4 protein-coding genes are annotated in these 3,321 nt (G+C 69.7%); all 4 read left to right on the forward strand.

Going from position 1 to position 3,321, the window contains the following annotated elements; genetic code table 11:
- Window positions 1-755: amidohydrolase family protein (locus tag B3547_RS19330; RefSeq protein ID WP_292966053.1), on the forward strand; the 755-nt coding region annotated here is incomplete at its 5' end.
- 24 nt (window positions 756-779) lie between these two features.
- Window positions 780-1,670, forward strand: a complete 891-nt coding sequence (locus tag B3547_RS19335) for a glyoxalase (RefSeq protein ID WP_292966056.1) — start codon at window positions 780-782, stop codon at window positions 1,668-1,670.
- Between the two features lies 1 nt (window position 1,671).
- A complete protein-coding gene (locus tag B3547_RS19340; RefSeq protein ID WP_292966059.1) occupies window positions 1,672-2,091 on the forward strand; it encodes a DoxX family protein in 420 nt (139 codons plus the stop codon).
- 14 nt (window positions 2,092-2,105) lie between these two features.
- A partial coding sequence (locus tag B3547_RS19345) for an alginate export family protein (protein WP_292966062.1) occupies window positions 2,106-3,321 on the forward strand: 1,216 nt, incomplete at its 3' end.

Raw genomic sequence — 3,321 nt, forward strand, 5'->3', positions numbered from 1 at the left:
GGATCAACTGGTTCTTCGACCATGCCGAGACGATCAGCGACCGCAATATCGACCGCATCGCCGCGCTGGGCGGCGGCATCGCCGTGCAGCACCGCATGGCCTATCAGGGCGAATACTTCGTCGAGCGCTATGGCGCCAGGGCGGCCGAGCGCACCCCGCCGATCACGAAGATGATCGCCGCGGGCATCCCGGTGGGCGCGGGCACGGATGCCACGCGCGTCGCCAGCTACAACCCGTGGGTGTCGCTGTCCTGGCTGGTCACCGGGCGCACGGTGGGCGGGCTCACGCTCTATCCCGGTGCCAACCGCGTCAGCCGGGAGAAGGCGCTGGCGATGTGGACACATGAAAATACATGGTTTTCCAACGAAGTGGGAAAGAAAGGTCAGATCAAGGCGGAACAACTCGCCGATCTGGCGGTGCTGTCGGACGATTACTTCAGCGTGCCCGAGCACGCGATCGTCCACATCCGCTCGGTCCTGACGCTGCTGGGCGGCAAGGTCGTCCATGGCGAGGGCGACTATGCGCCGCTCGCCCCGGCCCTGCCGCGCCCGATGCCCGACTGGTCGCCGGTCGCGACCTTCGGCGGCTACCACAAGACGCCCGAGGCACGCGCCAGGCTCGCCTCGGCCTGCGGCTGCCACTCCGCCTGCGGCGTCCATGGCCACGATCACGCCGCCGCGCTGGGCGCGTCCGTGCCGGCGGCCGACGTGCAGACCTTCTGGGGCGCGCTCGGTTGCGGCTGCTGGGCGGTCTGATCCCGGGAATACAGGAGAAATCACATGAGAAAGCTTGCCTATCTTGCTGCTGTCAGCCTGGTTCTGTCCACGCCGGCAGCGTTCGCGCGCGATGCCGCCGCCGCCGACTACGCCGTGGGGCCGCAGTACGACACGACCCATGTCTACGTGCCCGAAGACGCCTTCGACACGTTCGTCGCCAGCTTCGTCGCCACCTTCGGCGGCAGCACCAGCAAGCAGGGCGAATTCCAGGTCACGCCCACCAGGAGCCTGACCAAGTCGCAGCTTGCGCTGACCCCCGCCGGCACGGTGTCCGCCTTCGGCTTCAAGACGCCGATCCCCTACCCCTTCGGCGACGAGCGCACCGGCTATCTGGTCACCGACATGGACGCCGCCATCGCTTCCGCGGTGAAGCATGGCGCGGTGCGCCGGCTCGATGCCTTCCCCGATCCGATCGGGCGCGACGTGGTGATCCAGTGGCCGGGCGGCGTGAACATGCAGCTCTACTGGCACACCGCCAAGCCGAGCTACGCGCCGCTCGCCACCGTGCCCGAGAACCGCATCTACCTGACGGCCGATGCCGCCGACCGCTTCATCGCGAGCTGGACCGGCTTCGCGCACGGCCGGGTCACGGCGGACAATCGCGCCGCGTCGGGGGCCGAGGTGGGCCAGCCCGGCAAGACGATCCGCCGCGTCGCCATCGACAGCGGCTATGGCAAGATGGTCGTCTTCGTCACCGACGGGCAGCTTCCCTGGCCCTATGGCCGCGACATGACCGGCTACGAGACGGCGGATCTGGCCGCCACGCTGACGCGGGCCAAGGCCGCCGGTGTCGAGACGCTGGTGGCCCCGTTCACCGCCAACGCCCGCCAGAGCGCGATCGTGCGCTTCCCTGGCGGCTATATCGCGGAAATCCACGCCGCGGCGGCGCAGTGACATGGCCGCCGATGCTCCGCCCCGCTTCGTGGACCAGCTGCTCGGCTGGGCGCCAACGTGGTTCATCGCCCGCCTGCTGCTGGTCAGCGCCTACCTTCTGGGCGGCGTGACCAAGCTGGCGGACTGGCCGGGCGCGGTGGCCGAGCAGGCGCATTTTGGATTATATCCCACAGGTTTATGGGCCGCTCTTACCATTCTTGTCGAGATCATCGGTCCGCTGCTGATCCTTGCCGGCCGCCTCGTCTGGCTGGGCGCCGGCATGCTCGGCGTGTTCACGGTACTGGCCGCGATAGTGGCCAACGCCTTCTGGACCCTGCCCGCCGGCGCGGACCGGTTCATGGCGACCAACGCCTTCTTCGAGCACCTCGGGCTGGCGGGCGGCTTCGTGCTGGTGGCGCTGGTGGCGCGACAGGCGCGGTGACATGGCGCGGTGACATGGCGCGCCGCGTCCTCCTCGCGCTGCTGCTCGCCGTGCTGTCCTCGCTACGGCCCGCCCCAGCGGCCGCCCAGACCGCCGAAGCCTGGCAGGCGCCCACGCTGAGCATCACGCGCTATGACGAGGACTGGTCGGACCTGGCCGACGCGGCAAAGCGCGCCCACCACTGGACCGGCCCCTTCAAATACATCCCGCTGGGCGATGATGCCTGGCTGTCCACGGGCATCGAGGTGCGCCTGCGCAACGAGAACAACCGCAACGCGCTGTGGGGCGGCGCGCAGGCGCCCGACGACAGCTTCCTGTGGGTGCGCGCGCTGCCCTATGCCGATCTCCATGCCGGGCCGGTGCGCCTGTTCGCCCAGCCCATCGTCGCCTATGCCGCCGGCGTCGCTCCCGCCCCCGGGCCGGTCGACCGCACCGGGATCGACCTGCTGCAAGGCTTCGCCGAAGTCGATGCGGGGCCGGTCACGCTGCGCGCCGGGCGCCAGATGCTCTCGCTCGGCACCGAACGGCTCGTCGGCACGCGCTATGGCCCGAACGTGCCGCTGGCCTTCGATGGCGTGCGCGCCATCGTTACCCACGGACAGGCCCAGCTCAGCCTGCTGGCGGTGAAGCCGGTGCTCTCGCGCCCCGGCAACTTCGACGATCGCACGTCCCCCGCCAAGACGCTGTGGGGCGCTTACGCCACGGTACCGGGCGTCGACCTCTACTATCTCGGCTATTACAACCGCGATGCCCGCTTCGGCGCCGCGCAGGGCCGCGAGCGGCGCCACACGATCGGTGCGCGGCTCCACGGCGCGCGCGCCGGCTGGCACTGGAACGTCGAGGGCGTCTACCAGTTCGGCAATTTTGCGGGGCAGCCGATCGCCGCCTGGACGCTGGGCAGCGAAGTGGGCCGCGCCGTGCCGCTGGGCCGCCTCTCGCCCGACGTGACCGTGCGCTTCAACGTGGTCAGCGGCGACCGCAATCCGCGCGACAATCATCTCGGCACGTTCAACGCCCTGTTCCCCAAGGGCAAGTACTTCGGCGAGCTTTCTCCCGTGGGGCCGACCAACATCGTCAGCCTCAACCCCCGGATCAGCACGCCGCTGGGCAAGGGCTGGTCCGCCAGCATCGCCGCCATGGCCTATTGGCGCTACACGGCCGGCGATGGGGTCTATGACATTCCCGGCAACCTGATCCGCGCGCCCGGCACCAGCCACGCCCGCTTCATCG

The sequence above is a fragment of the Novosphingobium sp. UBA1939 genome, assembly GCF_002336885.1.
Lineage (GTDB): Bacteria > Pseudomonadota > Alphaproteobacteria > Sphingomonadales > Sphingomonadaceae > Novosphingobium.

What these genes read in the sequence shown, in the direction of transcription:
- B3547_RS19340 (WP_292966059.1), top strand. Translation starts at nt 1,672, where the DNA reads ATGGCCGCCGATGCTCCGCCCCGCTTCGTGGACCAGCTGCTCGGCTGG.
- B3547_RS19335 (WP_292966056.1), top strand. Translation starts at nt 780, where the DNA reads ATGAGAAAGCTTGCCTATCTTGCTGCTGTCAGCCTGGTTCTGTCCACG.